The sequence below is a fragment of the Nocardioides sp. Z13_37 genome (assembly GCF_058355585.1).
Window position 1 is genome coordinate 72,083 of the sequence record NZ_JBZGDV010000003.1, and the last position, 17,144, is coordinate 89,226.

Below are 17,144 nucleotides of genomic sequence, written 5' to 3' on the forward strand. Positions count from 1 at the left end.
CCGGCGGGTGGGAGAGCAGCGCAGGAGGGGCAGAGGGCCCGCGCCGGGTCAGGGCGCGCCGCGCGGCTCCTCGTGGGCGGGCCCGTCGCTGAGCTCGTCGACCACGAGCAGGTCGTGGCGCACCTGCCCGGCACGGAACGAGGCGCGTCCGACCATGTGGCTGGTCACCACGCTCGTCGCCATCTGCAGCAGCACGATGAGCGCGAGGAGGCCCACCACGCCGGGCTCGCGGAGCCGGAGCGCGACGCCGGTCATCACCAGCATCGTGCCGAGCACCTGGGGCTTCGTGGCCGCGTGCATGCGGCTGAGGAGGTCGGGCAGGCGCATGACGCCGATCGCGGCGACGAGCGCGAGCATCGCACCCAGCAGGATGCACGCGGCGGCGGCCACGTCGGCGACGACGGTCCAGCTCATCGGGCACCCCCCGTGCTGCCCTCGTCGCGGTCGCCGGCCTCGAGGTCGTCGCTGCGACTGGCGTAGCGCGCGACGCTGACGGCGCCGACCATGCCGCAGCCGGCCAGCACCACCAGCATGGGGAGGGCGGACGTGGCGCCGCTGTGGGCGACGTAGAGGCCCGTCGCCGAGACGGTCACCGCGACGATCACGTCGAGCGCGACGCTGCGGTCGAGGATGGTCGGCCCGATCGTGAGACGGATGAGCAGCAGCCCGGCGGCGGCCGCGAGCAGCGCCGCTGCGAGCACCAGCACGACGGTCATGGCTGCTCCTGCGGGGTCGTCGGTGCGTGGGCGGGTGCCCGGAGCGGCAGCGCGTGCAGCAGCCGCTGCTCCAGGTCGAGCGCGGTGCGGCGGAACTCCTCGGCCGCCTCGGCGTCGGGCACGTCGAGCACGTGCAGGTAGAGCGTGTGCGTCGAACGTCGCGCCTCGACGACCACCGAGCCGGGGATGAGCGAGAGCATCGACGCCACGAGGGTCAGCAGGAAGTCGGACTCGGTCTCGAGGTCGACCGCCACGACGGCGTTGCGCACCGGCCGACGGCGCAGGACCACCCCGGCCACCTCGATGCTGGCCCGCACGATGTCGGCCAGGAAGCGGGCGATCACCCCGACCAGCGCGAGCGGGCGTACGTGCGAGCCCAGGTCGATCGGCGGCAGCGGGAAGGCGAGGCAGACCAGGACCGCGACGAGCACCCCGCCCACGACGAGGAGCGGCGTCACGTCGCCCCACATCGCCAGCCACACGACGAGCAGCCAGGCGACCGCACGCGGCTGGACGGCCCGGTGCCGAGCTGGCCGGGTGCTGCCGTCGGGGCGGGTGCGCACCACCGGGCTCATGGCTGCTCCTCGGTGAGGACGGAGGAGAGGTACGGGGTGCGCTCGTGCAGGTCGACGGCCGCGCGGTCGCCGAGCGCGTAGAGCGGTCCGGCGATCACCGTCAGCAGCACGCTGGCCACGACCAGGCCGCTGGCCGGCATCAGCATGCCCAGCGGCGAGGTGCGGCTGTCCTCGCCCGCCTGGATGAGGGTGTAGAAGTCGCGGTCGGGCTCGTTGTCGTCGCCGAGGCGTCGCGCCTCCTCGATGTCGCGCCTCGACACGCTGCCCGCGGCGGTGTGCACGTGCCCGCGGTGCTGGACGGCGGGCTGGGTGTCGTAGCCGGGGATCGGGTCGACGCCCGTGTCACCGATGGCCTCGAGCGCCTCGTGGGCCTCGCGCGGCGTGCGCCAGAACGCGACGGTCCACGTCTTGGCGACGGCGTAGAGCGTGAGCAGGCTGGTCGCGGCGCCGGCGGCGACGAGCGTCCACGCGAGCGGGCTGCCGTCGAGCTGGGCCGCCTGGAACAGCCCGACCTTGCCGATGAACCCGGAGAACGGTGGGATGCCGGCGAGGTTCATCGCCGGCACGAAGAACAGCACCGCCAGCACCGGGGCGAGGCGCGCGAGCCCGCCGATGCGCATCAGGGCCGTGCTGCCGGCCCGCCGCTCGACGAGGCCGAGCACCAGGAAGAGCGCCGTCTGGATGGTGATGTGGTGGACGACGTAGAACGTCGTGCCCGCGGTGCCCGCCCGGCTGTCGAGCGCGATGCCGAGGATGAGGTAGCCGATGTGGCTGACCAGGGTGAAGGACAGCATGCGCTTGATGTCGGACTGGGCGATGGCGCCGAGGATGCCGATGATCATCGTGAGCAGCGCCGCCCACAGCAGCAGGCCGGTCAGCGGGCTGTCGGGGAAGAGCAGGGTCTGCATGCGCAGGATCGCGTAGACGCCGACCTTGGTCAGCAACCCGGCGAACACCGCGGTGACCGGCGCCGGGGCGGTCGGATAGCTGTCGGGCAGCCACAGCGACAGCGGGAACACAGCCGCCTTGATCGCGAACGTCGTGAGCAGCAGGAGCTGGATCATCAGCGACACGTGGTCGGGCAGCTCGGCGAGCCGCTCGGCCAGGTGGGCGAGGGTGAGCGTCCCGGTGGCGGCGTAGGTGACCGCCAGGCTGATCAGGAACAGGGTCGAGGAGAGCAGGTTGACCAGCACGTAGATCGTGCCGGCCCGCACCCGTGCCGCGGTGCCGCCGAGGGTCAGCAGGACGTAGCTGGCGAACAGCAGCATCTCGAAGCTGACGAACAGGTTGAACAGGTCGCCGGCGAGGAACGCGTTGGCCACGCCCGCGACGAGCACCAGGAAGGTCGGGTGGTAGATCGAGATCGGCGCACCCTCCTCGTCCTCGGTCATGCCCTGCCCGACCGAGTAGGCGAGGACCGCCAGTGTCACGACAGCGCTGACGAGGAGCATGAGCGCGGCCAGCCGGTCGGCGACCAGGACGATGCCGATGGTCTCCGGCCAGGCACCGATCCACACCGTCTGCGGACCGTGCTGGTCGGCCTGGTAGAGCAGCACGGCGGCGACCACGACGACGACGCTCAGGACGCCGAGGGCGAGCCAACGCTGGATGCGCGGGTGGTGCAGCAGCGCGAGCGACGCGCCGGCGCCGAGGATCGGCAGCAGCACCGGGAGCGGGACGAGGGCGTTCACTGGGACCTCACCTCGGAGGCGTCGGCGGCCAGCGGGTCGTCATCGGGACCTTGGCCGAGGTCGCCGCTGGAGTCGTCGCCGGGGAAGTCGGAGGTGGTGGCGTCGTAGGCCTCGGACGTGACATCGCGGTGCGCGAGCCTGCGGATGGTGTCGTCCTCGATGTCGTCCTGCACGTCGTCGTGCCCGTTGAGCTGCCAGCTGCGGTAGGCCATGGCCAGCACGAACGCGGTGGTGGCGAGGGTGATGACGATGGCCGTGAGCACCATCGCCTGGGGGAGGGGGTCGGTGAGGCCCGAGGTGTCGCCGCCCTTGGTCACGATGGGCGCCCGGCCGGCGGGACCGCCGGCCACCATGAAGGACAGGCTGACGCCGTTGCCGATCATGACGAGGCCGATGAGCACCCGCGACAGGCTGCGCTCGAGGACGAGGTAGACGCCGCAGCCGAGCAGCGACGCCGCGATGAGGACGAGGGTGAGGTTGACGGTCATGCGTTCTCCGTCTCCGTGCGGCGCAGCTCGCGCTGGATGTCGCGGTCGATGTGGGACCCGAGCGCGCGCAGCAGGTCGAGGACGAGCCCGACGACCACGAGGTAGACGCCGACGTCGAAGAGGGCGGACGAGACCAGGTGCAGGTCGCCGAGGAGCGGCACGTGCAGGTCGATGACCGCGGACTGCAGCACGACGCCACCGAACGCCAGCGGCAGCAGCGCGGCCAGCGCGGCGACGGCGAGACCGCCGCCGATCAGGCGCCCGGCGTCCACCGGTGCGGCCTCGTCGAGCTCGTAGCGGCCGCCGGCCAGGTAGCGGATGACCAGGGCCAGACCGGTGGTCATGCCCGCCGCGAAGCCGCCGCCCGGGGCGTTGTGCCCGGCGAGCAGGAGGTAGACCGAGATCACGATCAGCGTGTGGAAGAGCAGCCGGACGATGACCTCGAAGACGATCGAGCGCTTCTCGGGCGGCAGGGTGCGCGAGCCGGGGAGCCAGGCCCGACGGCCGGGCGACGTCGCGACCTTCTTGACGCCCACGGGGAACGGGATGTCGTGGACGCGACGGATGTCGGCGCCGCGGGCGTTGACGTAGACCAGGCTGGCCACGCCGGTGGCCGCGGCGACCAGCACCGAGAGCTCGCCGAGCGTGTCCCAGGCGCGGGTGTCGACCAGGATGACGTTGACGATGTTGCCTCCGCCGCCGAACTCGAGCGCCCGCTCGGGCAGCGAGACCGACACCGGGTCGCTGATGCGCGCCGCGCCCGCCATGAGGAGGAAGCCCGCGACGACGACGGCCACGGCGAGACCCAGCGCCATGCGGACCCAGCGCTGCGCGGTGAGCGGGCGGTCGGTGAAGTACTCGGGCAGCCTGCGCAGGGCCAGCACGAACACCACCACGGTCAGCGTCTCGACGAGCGCCTGCGTCAGGGCGAGGTCGGGGGCTCCCTGGAGGACGAAGAGCAGTGCCGTGCCGTAGCCCGTCACGCTGACGAGCAGCACGGCGCGGATGCGGCGGCGCGACCTGGCGGTGAGCACCGCGGCGGCGACGATGATGACGCCGATGACGGCCTGGGCGGGGTTGTCCCACGCCTGCACGTCGAGGTCGCCGAGGCCGCCGATGAGCGTCGAGCCGGGCAGCAGCACGAGCACGACCAGGATGATGCCGAGGTAGGCCGCCGCGGAGCCGCGCTGGACCACACCGGTGACCTCGACGGCGGTGCGGTCGAGCAGTCGCATCCCGCCTCGGTAGGCGCGTTCGAGGCTCCAGTCGTGGGCCAGGGCGGCCTGGAGGCGGGCGACGGGCTCGCGGGCGACGAACAGCACGGCACCGGCGGCGAGCGTGATCGCCGTCAGCAGCAGCGGGAGCCCTGCGCCGTGCCACAGGGTGAGCTCGGGCTCGTGGGCCCCGGGCGGGAAGGCGTCGGCCTGGCCCGCGAGGAGCGAGGTGAGCGGCCCGCCGGCAGCGCCGAGCAGCAGCGACAGCGCGGCCAGCACGACGGGCGCGGCGACGAACGCCGCGGAGGGGGAGTGGACCGACGGCGGCGACTCGACGTCGCGGTTGGCGAACGCGCCCCACAGGAACCGCGCGGAGTAGGCAGCGGTGAGGATGGAGCCGACGACCACGCCGGCGACCAGCAGCCACCCGTTGGTCGTGGTGATCCCGGTGCCGTCACCGTCGCGCGCGACGTCGACGAGGGCGACCAGGACGCTCTCCTTCGCGACGTAGCCGAGGAGCGGGGGGACGCCGGCCATCGAGGCGGCGGCGAGCGCCGCGGCCACGGTGACGACGGGCATCCGGCGCGCCAGCCCCGTCAGCTCGCGCAGGTCGCGGGTGCCGGTGCTGTGGTCGATGATGCCGACCACGAGGAAGAGGGTCGCCTTGAACAGCGCGTGGGCGAGCAGGAGCGCCAGGCCGGCCATCATCGCGCTGCGGGTGCCGGTGCCCAGCACGAGCACGAGGAAGCCGAGCTGGCTCACGGTGCCGTAGGCGAGCAGCAGCTTGAGGTCGTGCTGGCGCAGGGCGCGGACCCCGCCGAGCACCATGGTCGCGAGCCCGAGGACGAGCAGCATGGTGCGCCAGCCCGTCACGGCGGCGAAGGCGGGCGCGAGCAGCGCGACGAGGTAGACGCCGGCCTTCACCATGGACGCCGCGTGGAGGTAGGCGCTCACGGGGGTGGGCGCCGCCATCGCGGACGGCAGCCAGAAGTGGAAGGGGAGGAGGGCCGACTTGCTGATCGCCCCGACGAGGAGGAGCTGCACGCCGACGGTCACCGCCACGCCCGTGGGCGGGTCGGCGAGGATCTCGGAGATGCGGTAGCTCCCGGCGGAGTGGCCGACCAGGATCGCGCCCACGAGGAGCACCAGGCCGCCGAGCGTCGTCACGACGAGCGCCTGGATGGCAGCGCGCCTGCTGGCCCGCCGGGCCGAGTCGTGACCGATCAGCAGGAAGGAGAAGACCGTGGTCAGCTCCCAGAACACGTAGAGCAGCAGGAGGTCGTCGGCCAGGACGAGGCCCAGCATCGAGGCCACGAACGCCACCAGCACGCCCGCGAAGCGAGGCACGCCGTCGTCGTCGTCGTCGAAGTACCAGGCGCAGTAGCCGAGGACGAGCGCACCGATCCCGAGCACGATGAGGGCCATCAGCCACTGCAGGGTGCCCATGGCGAAGGCGAGATCCATGCCGATGCTGCCGACCCACGGGTGGACCTCGACCAGCATCTCGCCGTCGTGCACGGCGGGCGTCTGCGCGGCGACCCAGACCGCACCGGCGAGCGGCACCGCCGCCAGGGCCAGGAACGCGCGGCGTCCGGCACGCAGCACGAGCCACGGGGATGCCACTGCCGCCGCCAGCAGCACGGCGATCAGCATCAGCACAAGCGGAGGTCCTCGTCGTCGTTTGGCGGTACCCCCAACCGTACAGGCGCTCACGGCCTGATCACGCCCGTGCGGGCGCCGGCGGACAAAGATGGGGGACGGACCCCATCTTCGGTGATCGCGCCCGCCGGACGGGGGCCTCGGAGATGGAGGACCCCGGCCGCTACGGGGGAGGAGCGGTCGGGGTCTGAGACCAGAATAGCGACTCGAGACCACCCAGCGGGGTGGTCGTGAGCGGGCTCACTCGGTGGCCCGGTGTGGTCCTGCCCACGTTCGCTGCCGAGCGCCTGGTCAGCCCCGGGTCGACCCCGTTCTCAGTGACGCCCGGTCCGCCGCAGGAGGAACGACGCCGCCGAGTCGAGCGCCCGCGCGGCGGTCGGGTCGACGAGGTGGTCGTGGTGGAAGACGTGGGTGGCACCCGCGTACACCTCGAGCGCGACGTCCACGTCCGCGGTCGCCGCACGAGCAGCGAGCCGGGTGCTGTCGTCCAGCAGGACCTCTCGCGAGCCGACCTGGAGCAGCAGCGGCGGCAGCCCCCGCAGGTCGGCGAGAAGCGGGCTCGCGAGCCGGTGACGACTGTCAGCACCGGCGAGGTAGTTGCCCGCGTACGCCCTGACGTCGGCCGCGTCGAAGACCGGATCGACGTCCTCCTTGCCCGTCAGGCTTGCCCCGGAGAGCGTGAGGTCGAACCACCCGGAGAACGCTGCGAGGCCGCTGGGGAGGTCCAGTCCGGCCTCGCGCGCCGCGATCATGGTCGCCAGCGCGAGTCCGCCGCCGGCGGAGTCGCCCGCGAGCACCAGGGCGGCGGGATCCACGTGGTCGAGGAGCTGCCGGTAGGACGCGAGCGCGTCGTCGAGTGCCGCGGGGAAGGGGGCCTCGGGGGCGAGCCGGTAGTCGACGGAGACGGCATGCAGTCCTGCCCGCGCGGCGAGCGCGGCGGCGAGCGGGACACCCGTGTGTCCCGAGCCGACCGCGTAGCCGCCACCGTGGAGGTAGAGCAGCGTCCCCACCGGCGGGTCCGCCAGTGGCACCGCGATGTCGACGGCGGGCACGCCGCCCAGCGTGGTCTCGGTGGTGCGGGTGCCCTCCGGCAACGGCCGGTGGCCGAAGGATGCGTAGAAGGTGCGGAGCTCGGCGAGCGACGTCTGGTCCACGTGGACCTCCTGGGTCGAGGGATGACAACATGCATTCCATGGAAAGCAAAGCGCATTCCCGGGAATCTATTCCCGCGGCTGTCGACGGGGCTGTCGACGGGGCTCAGCTGCTCGACGACCTCGTGCGCCTCGAGGTCCGGCTCTACGCGCTCGTCGACGCGCGACTGCGCTCCGAGACTGCTCACGGCCTCGGCAGGCTGGAGCTGCTGCGGACGATCGCACGGGTGCCGGAATGCCGGGTGTCCGACCTCGTCGGGAGCCTCGGGATCACGGTCGGGGCGGCGAGCAAGGCAGCCGATCGTCAGGTCAGGGACGGCTTCGTGATCCGCACGCCCCACCCCGAGGACGGACGGTCGTCCATCCTGGTGCTGACACCGTCCGGCCGAGGGGTGCTGGACGAGCTGCTGCCGGCACTGGACCGCATCACCGCCGAGGTCTTCGCGGCGGCGCCCGTGGGCGAGGCCGAGCTGCTGCGCCTGGGACAGACGCTCCGGGCCCTGCGCTCCTCCGTGGAGACCTCCTGACGACGCGGGCGGTGGCGCTGCTGCCTCGCCATGTCAGCTGGTCGGTCAACGCTCCTTCCGCGTGGGGAGGGGCTTGGCCACGACCACCTGGTAGCGCGTGTAGCGGAAGCGGCCGCCGGGGAGGAGGACGCGGTCGGTGCAGCTGATCAGGACCAGGCGGTGCGGACCGGTGGTGCGGAAGAACCGACGGGGGAGACGAGCACTCCGGGGGAACGTCGCCGTGTCGACCACGCCGAACCGCTTCACGTCCGAGCCGGAGACCACCCGGACGACCTGACCCGGGCGGGCCCCGGCGAGCCGGCGCAGGGCTCCGGGGCGGTCGCGCCGGTCGGAGACGTGGCCGCCGATGACGGTGGTGCCGATGGCGTCGTCGTACCCGGCCGACCTGCGCAGCCAGGCGACCTGGCGGACGTCGGCGGGCAGGCCCATGGCTCCGCGGCGGATCCGGGTCGTCAGCACGGTCGCGTCGAGGCCGATCGCCCGCGCGACGACGCGAGGCAGGGCAGCGACGCGAGCCTCGCCCCGCGGTGCCAGCGTCCCGGCGAAGCCGCCGTTGACCGCAGGCGGCTGGTAGGCCGGCTTGGCGACGGTGAGGGTCTCCGACCGCTGTCCGCACCGGTGCCGGAGGGCGGCGGACGTGCGCGTCGCCTTCGCGGTCACGCGCCAGGTGTAGACGCCCGGCGAGGCCACGCGGACCGAGGGCGACCTCGTCCATCCCCGTCGCGCGCGCCACGTGACGGACTCGGCGAGGTGGTTCGGACGACACCGCGCCGCGGCGCGCGAGGCGAACGGACCGTAGAGCCGCGCGGTCGCCTTCACTCGGCTGCCCCGGCCGAGCCCGGAGATCCGCACCCGGTCGTGGAACGGCTGCCCCGGGGCCACGCGGTCTCTGGAGACCTGCGTGCGGATGCGCGGCCGGCGCTTGCCGGTGGAGGTGCCGACGACCGCGTGTCCGGGGTTGGAGACGACCGGGGCGGCCTGCGGGTCGAGCGCCTGTGCGGTCGCGGTGTTGTCGACTCGTCCGGCGGCGACGTCGGCCCTGGACAGCCGGTAGCGCACGACGCAGGTCGTCCTCCCCCCGGGCGCGAGCGTCGTGGCCCGGCAGGCGGGCCTGCGCAGGCGTCGGGTGCCGCTGAACGCGGTCTCGGCGATCCTCAGGCCGCTGACGGTGGTGTTCCCGCTGTTGGTGACGGCGAAGCGGTAGGTCACCCGGTCGCCGGCCGTCCGTAGCCGCCCGTGCCTGACGACCTTCTGCAAGGTGAGCTCGGGGCTCTGGAGGACCGGGACGTTCGCACTGTCCGGCGGTGAGCCGACCGGCCCGCCGCCGGGATCGGTCCCGGTGGCCCGGGCGGTGTTGGTGATCGCCTGGTCGCGGTCGATGTCCGCCTGCGTCACCGTGTAGGTGGCCACGCAGAGCGCGCGCTCGCCCGCCACCAGCGTGGTGCGGTCACAGGTCGGGGTGCCGATGCCGCCCCCGGCGCCGGTGAACGCCTCCTCGGTGACCGCGACGCCGGTGACGGTGACGTTGCCGGTGTTGGTGACGACGAACTCGTAGCGGACGGTCTCCCCGGCGCGGATCACCGCGGACGGGGTTGCGGTCTTGTCGATCGCCAGCGAGGGGGCCGCGGTGGCGGGCAGGTCCGCGCTGTCGTCGTTGGAGACCACCGGAGCGCCGCCCGGCTCGGTCCCGGTCGCGCGAGCGGTGTTGGACAGCCCGCCGGCCGCGACGTCGGCCGGTTGCACGGTGTAGGTCGCGGTGCACGCCGTCGCCGTGCGCGGTGGCAGAGTCGTGGCGGCGCAGGTCGGGGTGGTGGGCGTGCCCGCACCGGAGAAGGCGACCTCGGTGATCGCGATCCCGGAGACGGGGACGTTGCCGGTGTTGGCGACCTCGTAGGTGTAGGTGAGGACGTCCCCGGCGGCGTACGGCGCGAACGGTGCGACGGACTTCGTGAGCTCGAGCCGGGGGACCGGGACCGGGGTGTTGGTCACCGTGCACACGTAGTCGTCGGCGTCGCCGATGGTCAGGGTCCAGATCGCAGGCGCCAGCTCTCGCGTGGCGACCGGGCCGTCCTCGCTCGTGCACGACAGCGTGCGGGTGTAGTCGGTCGGCAGGGACGTGGCGGCGCCGGTGAGCTCGTCGGTGATGTAGTAGGCGCGCTCGCGCCGGACCGGCTGGTTGATCGTCGACGCCGTCGTCTGGGTGCCCGTCGTCGTGGCGCCTGCGACCGCGTTGCCGGCCGCGTCGTAGAGCCTGACCGCGAACTGGTCCTCGGCCACCAGCCGGCCGGCGACGTTCTTGACCACCGTCACGGTGGGGATCGGCGTCTGGCACCGGGCGCCGTCGTTGTTGATCGACACGGGGCCGTCGGAGAGCTTGAACGCATCGAGGGTCTGTGGGTCGATGCGGTAGATGGCGCCGGTGCCGTTGTTGCTGGCGTACAGGTACCGGCCGTCGCTGTACACGGCACCGTAGGCCTTGGTGAGCCCGGTGATGGAGTCGAGCACGCCCTGGTCGACGAGGCGGTGGGTGGTGGTGTCGAACCGGACCAGCACGGCGCGGTTGCCGCCCGCGAAGCTGCGGTTGACGACGCCGTACAGCGAGCCGTTGACGAACGCCCAGTCCCTCGGGTAGCCGACCGTCGAGGCCGTCGTGCCCTGGTCGACCAGGGTTGCCGGGTCGTTCGTCACGTCGACCTCGGCCCAGGATCCGGTGGTCTCCTCGAGCAGCCACAGGTGTCCGTCGGCGTCGACGGCGCCCGCGCTCCAGCCGATGTCGGTGCGCAGCCGGTCGGTGGCGTTGCGCGGGACGCCCAGCGAGGTGAGCTCCAGGTCGGCGCCGATCCTGACGATCTGCCGGCGGGTCTTGTCGTAGCTGTACATGAAGTTGTCGAGGCGGTTGAACCCCACGCCGTTGACGTAGTCGTCGATCGTGCCCACCCGGGTGGAGGCGCCCGTCACCAGGTCGACGGCGTAGACCCGCGTGGCCTGCTCCTCGGGCGACTGGAAGAGGTACGCCGTCGGCGTGCAGTCCCAGGCCACCTCCTGCGCCTGTGCCGGTGGTGGCGAGGTCGTCTCGACGGTGAGGAGACCGGCCGCGACCAGCACGGAGGCGAGAGCCCAGGACACGAGCCGGGTGAGGCGACCCCCGTGAGCGGGTCGGCCCGAGGCGAGCAAGGTCGGCATGGCGACCCCCTTCCGAGGTCTTCCAGCATGCGCGCGGTCCCTCAGGGCGGATGCACCCCTTCGGGTGCATTGGCCGGTGGCGCCGGGCGCCGTGACGTCACCTGTTGCCGGCGGGCTCCGGCGCCCGGGCAGGTGAGCGATCGCGGCGGCGCCCCTCCACGTGCACCTCCGGGAGCGCTCGCTCGAGCCACCGGGGCACCCACCACGCCCTGGCCCCGAGCAGGCGCATGGCGGCCGGGACGGCGAGGCAGCGGATGACCAAGGCGTCGAGGAGGACGGCGACGGCCATGGCGAGGCCGATCTCCTGCAGCATCCGATCCGGGAAGAGGACGAACGACCCGAACACCATGACCATGATCGCGGCCGCCGCCGTGATGACCCCCCCGGTGTGCGCGATCCCTTCCCGGACCGCCGCCAGGGAGTCGCCGGTGCGCAGCCACTCCTCGCGCATGCGCGAGATCAAGAACACCTCGTAGTCCATCGACAGCCCGAACACGATGGCGAAGACGAACACCGGGAGGAACGCCTCGATCGGCCCGGGCTGCGCACCGAGGTTGCCGTCCTGGAAGACGAGCTTGAGCACGCCGAAGGCCGCGCCGATCGACAGCACGTTGAACACGGCCGCCTTGAGGGGGATCCAGACCGAGCGGAACACCACGACGAGCAACAGCCCCGAGAGCGCGATCACCACGGCGACGAAGACCGGGAACCGGTCGGCCATCCCCGCCGAGAAATCGACGTAGGCCGCGGTCGGACCGCCGACCAGGTGCCCGCGCCCGAGTTGGTCACGGAGGGTCGTCACCAGCTCGGCGGTCGCCTCGTCCTGCGGGCCGGTGGTCGGCTCCGCCCGGGTCAGGAACAGCCCCTCGGCGACGGGGACAGGCGGTCCTACCCGGTCGGCCACGACGCCGGGCGCGCCGCGCAGTGTCTGGGCGGTCGCCCGTGCGTCTGCCGGAGTGCCGTCGGTGAGGACGAGCAGCGGGCCGTTGGCCCCCGGCCCGAATTCCTCGCTGACCAGGTCGTACGCCGCCCGCGCGGTGCTGCCCTCCTCGTCGGTCCCGGCGTCGCTGAACCCGAGCTGCATCCCGAGCGCCGGGATCGTGAGCACCGCCAGCACGGCGACTGCCGCCGCGAGCGCCTGTGCCGGACGACGCTGGACCAGCCCTGCCCACCGCCGCCACGACCGTCCGGCGTCGTGGTCGCCGCGAGCCGCGCGCCGCCTGACACCCTTCTCGATCCGGGTCCCGAACAGTGTGAGGAGCGCCGGCAGCAACGTCAGCGAGGCGACCATCGTCGTCAGGACGGTCAGCGCGACGGCGGTCACCGATCCCTCGTACGCGTCGATGCCCAGCGTGAACAGGCCGCCGAGCGCGATGATCACGCAGGCGCCGGCGAACAGCACGGAGCGACCGGCGGTGTCGAGCGCCGTGCGGGTGGCCTGCGCCGGGTCAGCACCGTCCACCAGCTCGCCGCGGTAGCGGCTGAAGATCAGCAGCGCGTAGTCGATGCCGACGCCCAGACCCACCAGCGCCAGCATCGCTGTCGTGTAGTCCGGGATGGTGAGCACGTGCGAGAGCAGCGCTGCCACGCCGGACATCGATCCGACCGCGAGCAGGGCGGTGATGAGGGGCAGGCTCGCGGCGAGGACGGAGCCGAACATCAGCACCAGGATCACCAGCGCCGCGAGCAGTCCGACGCCCTCCGCGACGCTGCCGCCCCCGCTCTCGACCTGGCGGATGCCGTTGCCGGCGAGCTCCACCTGGGTCCGCTCCCCGCGGTGGTCCTCGGCGGCCTCGATGAGATCCTCGAAGCTCGCGCGCGGCGTGTCCGCCTGCGCCCCCTCGAGAGCGACCTCGACCAGTGCGGTGGAGCCGTCCTCGGAGACCGTGCCCCGCTCGGCATCGGGGCCGGTGACCGTCTCGACGTGCTCAACTGCCGCGAGGTCGCGCACCAGGGCCGCCTGGTCGAGGCCGGCGTCCCATCCGCGCTCGTCGTGCACCACGACGGTGACGGTGTCGCCGGAACGCGCGGGAGCGTTCTCCTCCAACAGCTCGGACAGCTCCTGGGACTGGGTGCCGGGCAGGGTGATGTCGTTGTCATAGGCCGCGCCGACCACCTGACCGAGGAAGGTCGTCGTCGCGAGCACGACGACCCAGAGGAGCAGGGCGATCCAGCGGTGGCGCTGTGCGGTGCTCGCCAACCGCTCCATGGTGCTGGGGGAGGGGTGGTCGGTGGTGATGGGCGGCTCGGACATGCGGTGCCTTTCGTCGGCGTCGAGACCACCGATCGTCACCGAGGCTCGGTGCCAGCGTCGTCGGCCCGGGAACGGCTGGCGGCACGGCTCGGAGCGACCGTGCAGGGGACCCGGCCTACGCTCGTCGACGTAGGACGTCACGCTCCCGGACGGACCTGTGATCCGGCCCTGGGCGACTAGAGTCGGGCCCATGCCGGGCACCAGCGCGCTCCGCGTGCCGCCGCGAGTCGGCGACCTGCTGCTCGCCGCGTCCATCACCGTCATGCAGGTGCAGGGGACCGTCGTGCGCACCGACGGGGAGCCGGTCCTGCGCGCGCTGAGCGACCTGGGCAACCTCGGCTACACGCTGCTCGCGGCCAGCGGCATCGCCCTCGTCGTACGGCGCCGCTGGCCGGCCCCGGTGTTCGTCGTCACCGCGCTGGCGAGCCTGGTCTACTACGTCCTCGACTTCCCTGACGGGCCGTGCTCGCTGGCCCTCTTCGTCGCGATCTACACGCTGACCGAGCGCGGCGACGGACGCCGGTCCCTGGCAATCGCCGGCGTGGGTGTCGCGGTGCTGGCGCCGGTGTGGCTGGTGTCGGCCGCCGACGTCGAGCCGCGGGCGGCCATCGGCTGGGTGTTCTTCCGGATCGGTGCGCTCGTCATGAGTGCGGCGCTGGGGGAGTCGGTGCGGTCTCGCCGGGTGATCGCCGCCGAGGCGGTCGAGCGGGCCGAGCTGGCCGAGCGGACTCGCGAGGAGGAGGCGAGGGCGCGGGTGGACGAGGAGCGGTTGCGGATCGCGCGCGAGGTCCACGACACGGTGGCGCACGCGATCGCGGTGATCAACGTGCAGGCGGGCGTGACCGCGCACGTCCTGGACCGGCGCCCGGAGCAGGCGCAGGCGGCGCTGGAGGCGATCGAGCGCACCAGCGCCCGCGCCCTCGAGGAGATGCGGACCATCCTCGGCGTGCTGCGAGACGACGGCGGGCGAACGCCCCAGCCCGGGCTCGACCAGATCGGCGAGCTGGCTGCGCGGGCGCGAGACGCGGGGATCGAGGTCGCCGTCCACACCGCACCGTCGGCGCTCGAGGTGCCGAGCGCGGTCGGCGGGGCGATCTACCGCATCGTCCAGGAGTCGATCACCAACGTGATCCGCCACGTCGGTCCGACCCGGGTGAGCGTCGAGGTTGCCTACGCAGCCGAGGGCGTCGCGGTCCGGGTGCGCGACGCGGGGCCGATGGGGGAGTCGGCCGAGGTGCAGGGCGGCGCGGCCCGGTCCGCGCCCGGACGTGGGCTCGTGGGCATGCGCGAGCGGTGCCAGCTCCTGGGCGGCGAGCTGACGGCCGGCACGACGACGGACGGCTTCGAGGTCGCGGCATGGCTGCCCCTGCGCGACGCTGAACCGGCTCAGGCTCCGGCTCCGGCATGAGCATCGACGCGCGACCGCCGCCTCGTCCTGTCCGAGTCCTCGTGGTCGACGACGAGGCGCTGGTCCGTTCCGGCTTCCGGTTGCTGCTCGAGCTCGAGGAGGACATCGAGGTCGTCGGCGAGGCGACCGACGGCCTCGAGGCGGTGACGCGTGCGCGCGCAACCCGACCAGACGTCGTCCTCATGGACATCCGGATGCCACGGCTCGACGGGATCCAGGCGACCCGCGAGATCGTCTCGTCGGCGGGGCTGCACGACGTCCGCGTGCTGATCCTGACCACCTACGACACCGACGACCACGTGTTCGACGGGCTGCAGGCCGGCGCCAGCGGGTTCCTGCTCAAGGACGCGGGCCCGTCCGAGCTGCTCCACGCCATCCGCGTCATCGCCGAGGGGGACGCCTTGCTGGCGCCGCGGATCACCCGTCGCCTGATCGCCCAGTTCGCCGGGCAGCGCGCGGCGACGGCCCGGGCCGAGGAGCGGCTCGCAGTCCTGACCGAGCGCGAGTGCGAGGTGCTGGCCCTCGTCGGTCGGGGGCTGACCAACGAGGAGATCGGCGCCACGCTGTGCCTGAGCCCGGCCACGGCTCGCACGTACGTCAGCCGCGCGATGGGAAAGCTCCACGCCCGGGACCGGGCGCAGCTCGTCGTCATCGCCTACCAGACCGGTCTGGTCGCGCCCTGACCATCGCCGCCCACCGGCTCACGATGGTGCGGGCACCATCTGATCCGCCGGTCCACCGCGATCCCGTTGGTCTCCCGGGTCTCCCGGGGGCTCGCCCACGAGCAGGTACGGGACCTCGCGCCGTCGGGCGGTCGCGTGACGGGGGAGCGGGGTCGACCTCGCCAGCGGTCAGGTGGCGGAGCGAACCGCTCGGAGGTGGGGCTCGACGATCCCGAGCAGCCGGTCGTGGGTGGCCTGGTCGGCCGAGACCACCAGTCCGCGACCGGTGTGGAGCGGGTCCCCGGCCAGGTCGCTGATCACGCAGCCCGATGCCTCACAGAGCGCGATGCCGGCAGCGAAGTGCAGGTTGTCCCGGAACTGACCGTCGGAGACGTAGCCCGCCCGCCGGCCGGCCGCGACCCAGGCGACGGCGAGGGTGGAGGAGATGACTCGCGGAGCGTACGCGCTGCGCAGGCGCGGGTCGCTCACGAGCTGGCCGCCGACGAACGGCTGGTCCAGCGGCCCGTCGCAGTTGATGTCGACGAGGCCTGAGTCGGAGGTGGGCACCAGCGCCTGGTCGTCCTCGCCCCGGCGCCGACAGGCGCGAGCGCCGTCCGTCCAGAAGATCTCGCGGGCGATGGCTGAATGATTTCGGCCAGCCCCGGCTCCCGCAAGCACCCCCGTCCTCGGGTCGAGTCCGGACGTGTTCACGCGCGGGGCGATCCCCACGAACACGTTGCTGGCGCGTGCCGCTGGCTGGCTCAAAGTCGGCCTGCGGCCGGTCTGCCGGTGGTGGGAGGGGTCGAGGCGCAGCTAGGTTGCCTGTCCATGGACATGCTGACGGGGGACGAGATCGCCGAGGCCGGCCTGACCGACTGGCGCAAGCTGGCCCAAGGCCTGCACGCCCGCTACCTGGTGGACAGCTTCGGCACTGCCGTCCGACTCGTCGCAGCCGTGGGCGAGGCGGGCGACGCGCTCGGTCACCACCCGCGGGTGGCGATCGGCGACGGGTACGTCGACCTCGAGCTGGTCACCGGCGATGCCGTGTATCGCGAGGACGACGGCACGGAGCACGTCGTCGAGTGGGTGACCCAGCAGGACGTCGACCTCGCCCGGCGGATCACCGAGATCGCCGTCGAGCAGGGGATCGCCGCCGACCCGTCCGCGGTGAGCGAGGTCGAGCTCGGCCTCGACACGGCGAGCTCCGCGTCCATCGCGCCGGTGTGGGCCGCGCTGCTGACGGGGAACGCCGAGGACCAGGGCCGGGGCACACCCGGCGACGACGAGATCCGTGACGCCCGGGGGCGGTTGCCCAACCTCTGGTTCTCCGAGCCCCACGAGAAGGAGCCCGGGCACCAACGGTTCCACGTCGAGGTCTACGTGGCTCCCGAGGTGGTCGAGCAACGGATCGCCGCCGCCGTCGCTGCGGGTGGAACCGTCGTCGACGACAGTGACGCTCCCGGGCTCACGGTGATCGCCGACCAGGACGGCAACCGGGGGATCATCTGCGCCGCCGTGTCTGCGCGGACGACGTGACACCGATGGAGCGATACGTCGCAGGGGATCGGTCCGGGGCCGGACTCAGGTGGCCTTCGCTTCGCGGACTGACATAATGT

General features: G+C 72.8%; 14 protein-coding genes. 4 read left to right on the forward strand and 10 right to left on the reverse strand.

Going from position 1 to position 17,144, the window contains the following annotated elements; translation table 11 throughout:
• Positions 1–48: 48 nt before the first annotated feature.
• From mnhG to AC4H2S_RS10025, 7 genes are all read right to left on the reverse strand, one after another.
• Entirely contained in the window at positions 49–414 is a 366-nt protein-coding gene (gene mnhG / locus AC4H2S_RS09995; RefSeq protein WP_491496824.1) for a monovalent cation/H(+) antiporter subunit G, read from the reverse strand.
• Positions 411–716: a monovalent cation/H+ antiporter complex subunit F gene (locus tag AC4H2S_RS10000; RefSeq protein ID WP_491496825.1), complete on the reverse strand. Its 306-nt coding sequence runs from the start codon at positions 714–716 to the stop codon at positions 411–413. Before AC4H2S_RS10000 ends, mnhG begins: the two co-directional genes overlap by 4 nt.
• Positions 713–1,291: a Na+/H+ antiporter subunit E gene (locus AC4H2S_RS10005; protein WP_491496826.1), complete on the reverse strand. Its 579-nt coding sequence runs from the start codon at positions 1,289–1,291 to the stop codon at positions 713–715. The genes AC4H2S_RS10000 and AC4H2S_RS10005 overlap by 4 nt, the downstream gene beginning before the upstream one ends.
• Positions 1,288–2,982 carry a Na+/H+ antiporter subunit D gene (locus AC4H2S_RS10010; RefSeq protein ID WP_491496827.1) on the reverse strand — a complete coding sequence of 565 codons (1,695 nt, stop codon included), beginning with the start codon at positions 2,980–2,982 and terminating at the stop codon, positions 1,288–1,290. The genes AC4H2S_RS10005 and AC4H2S_RS10010 overlap by 4 nt, the downstream gene beginning before the upstream one ends.
• Positions 2,979–3,470 carry a Na(+)/H(+) antiporter subunit C gene (locus tag AC4H2S_RS10015; protein WP_491496828.1) on the reverse strand — a complete coding sequence of 164 codons (492 nt, stop codon included), beginning with the start codon at positions 3,468–3,470 and terminating at the stop codon, positions 2,979–2,981. Before AC4H2S_RS10015 ends, AC4H2S_RS10010 begins: the two co-directional genes overlap by 4 nt.
• Positions 3,467–6,337 carry a Na+/H+ antiporter subunit A gene (locus AC4H2S_RS10020; protein ID WP_491496829.1) on the reverse strand — a complete coding sequence of 957 codons (2,871 nt, stop codon included), beginning with the start codon at positions 6,335–6,337 and terminating at the stop codon, positions 3,467–3,469. The genes AC4H2S_RS10015 and AC4H2S_RS10020 overlap by 4 nt, the downstream gene beginning before the upstream one ends.
• A gap of 320 nt (positions 6,338–6,657) precedes the next feature.
• Entirely contained in the window at positions 6,658–7,497 is an 840-nt protein-coding gene (locus tag AC4H2S_RS10025) for an alpha/beta hydrolase (RefSeq protein ID WP_491496830.1), read from the reverse strand.
• A gap of 38 nt (positions 7,498–7,535) precedes the next feature.
• Between AC4H2S_RS10025 and AC4H2S_RS10030 the strand changes: the two genes are divergently transcribed.
• The gene (locus AC4H2S_RS10030) at positions 7,536–8,021 is read left to right on the forward strand and encodes a MarR family winged helix-turn-helix transcriptional regulator (RefSeq protein ID WP_491496831.1); all 486 of its coding nucleotides are present in this window, start codon (positions 7,536–7,538) and stop codon (positions 8,019–8,021) included.
• Between the two features lie 45 nt (positions 8,022–8,066).
• Here the strand turns inward: AC4H2S_RS10030 and AC4H2S_RS10035 are convergent, their stop codons facing one another.
• Both AC4H2S_RS10035 and AC4H2S_RS10040 read right to left on the reverse strand, forming a co-directional pair.
• The gene (locus AC4H2S_RS10035; RefSeq protein ID WP_491496832.1) at positions 8,067–11,204 is read right to left on the reverse strand and encodes a DUF7507 domain-containing protein; all 3,138 of its coding nucleotides are present in this window, start codon (positions 11,202–11,204) and stop codon (positions 8,067–8,069) included.
• A 97-nt stretch (positions 11,205–11,301) separates the two neighbouring features.
• A complete protein-coding gene (locus AC4H2S_RS10040; protein WP_491496833.1) occupies positions 11,302–13,458 on the reverse strand; it encodes an MMPL family transporter in 2,157 nt (718 codons plus the stop codon).
• Between the two features lie 190 nt (positions 13,459–13,648).
• On the opposite strand from AC4H2S_RS10040, the gene AC4H2S_RS10045 reads away from it, so the two are divergent.
• Both AC4H2S_RS10045 and AC4H2S_RS10050 read left to right on the forward strand, forming a co-directional pair.
• Positions 13,649–14,866 (forward strand): sensor histidine kinase, encoded by a 1,218-nt coding sequence (locus AC4H2S_RS10045; protein ID WP_491496834.1) that lies wholly within the window; start codon positions 13,649–13,651, stop codon positions 14,864–14,866.
• A complete protein-coding gene (locus AC4H2S_RS10050) occupies positions 14,863–15,549 on the forward strand; it encodes a response regulator transcription factor (protein WP_491496835.1) in 687 nt (228 codons plus the stop codon). The genes AC4H2S_RS10045 and AC4H2S_RS10050 overlap by 4 nt, the downstream gene beginning before the upstream one ends.
• A gap of 168 nt (positions 15,550–15,717) precedes the next feature.
• On the opposite strand, the gene AC4H2S_RS10055 is transcribed toward AC4H2S_RS10050, so the two are convergent.
• Positions 15,718–16,239, reverse strand: coding sequence for an inositol monophosphatase family protein (locus AC4H2S_RS10055; RefSeq protein WP_491496836.1), 522 nt, complete (start codon positions 16,237–16,239; stop codon positions 15,718–15,720).
• A gap of 117 nt (positions 16,240–16,356) precedes the next feature.
• Here AC4H2S_RS10055 and AC4H2S_RS10060 point away from each other — a divergent pair, with 117 nt between their 5' ends.
• Positions 16,357–17,064 carry a VOC family protein gene (locus AC4H2S_RS10060; RefSeq protein WP_491496837.1) on the forward strand — a complete coding sequence of 236 codons (708 nt, stop codon included), beginning with the start codon at positions 16,357–16,359 and terminating at the stop codon, positions 17,062–17,064.
• Positions 17,065–17,144 lie beyond the last annotated feature (80 nt).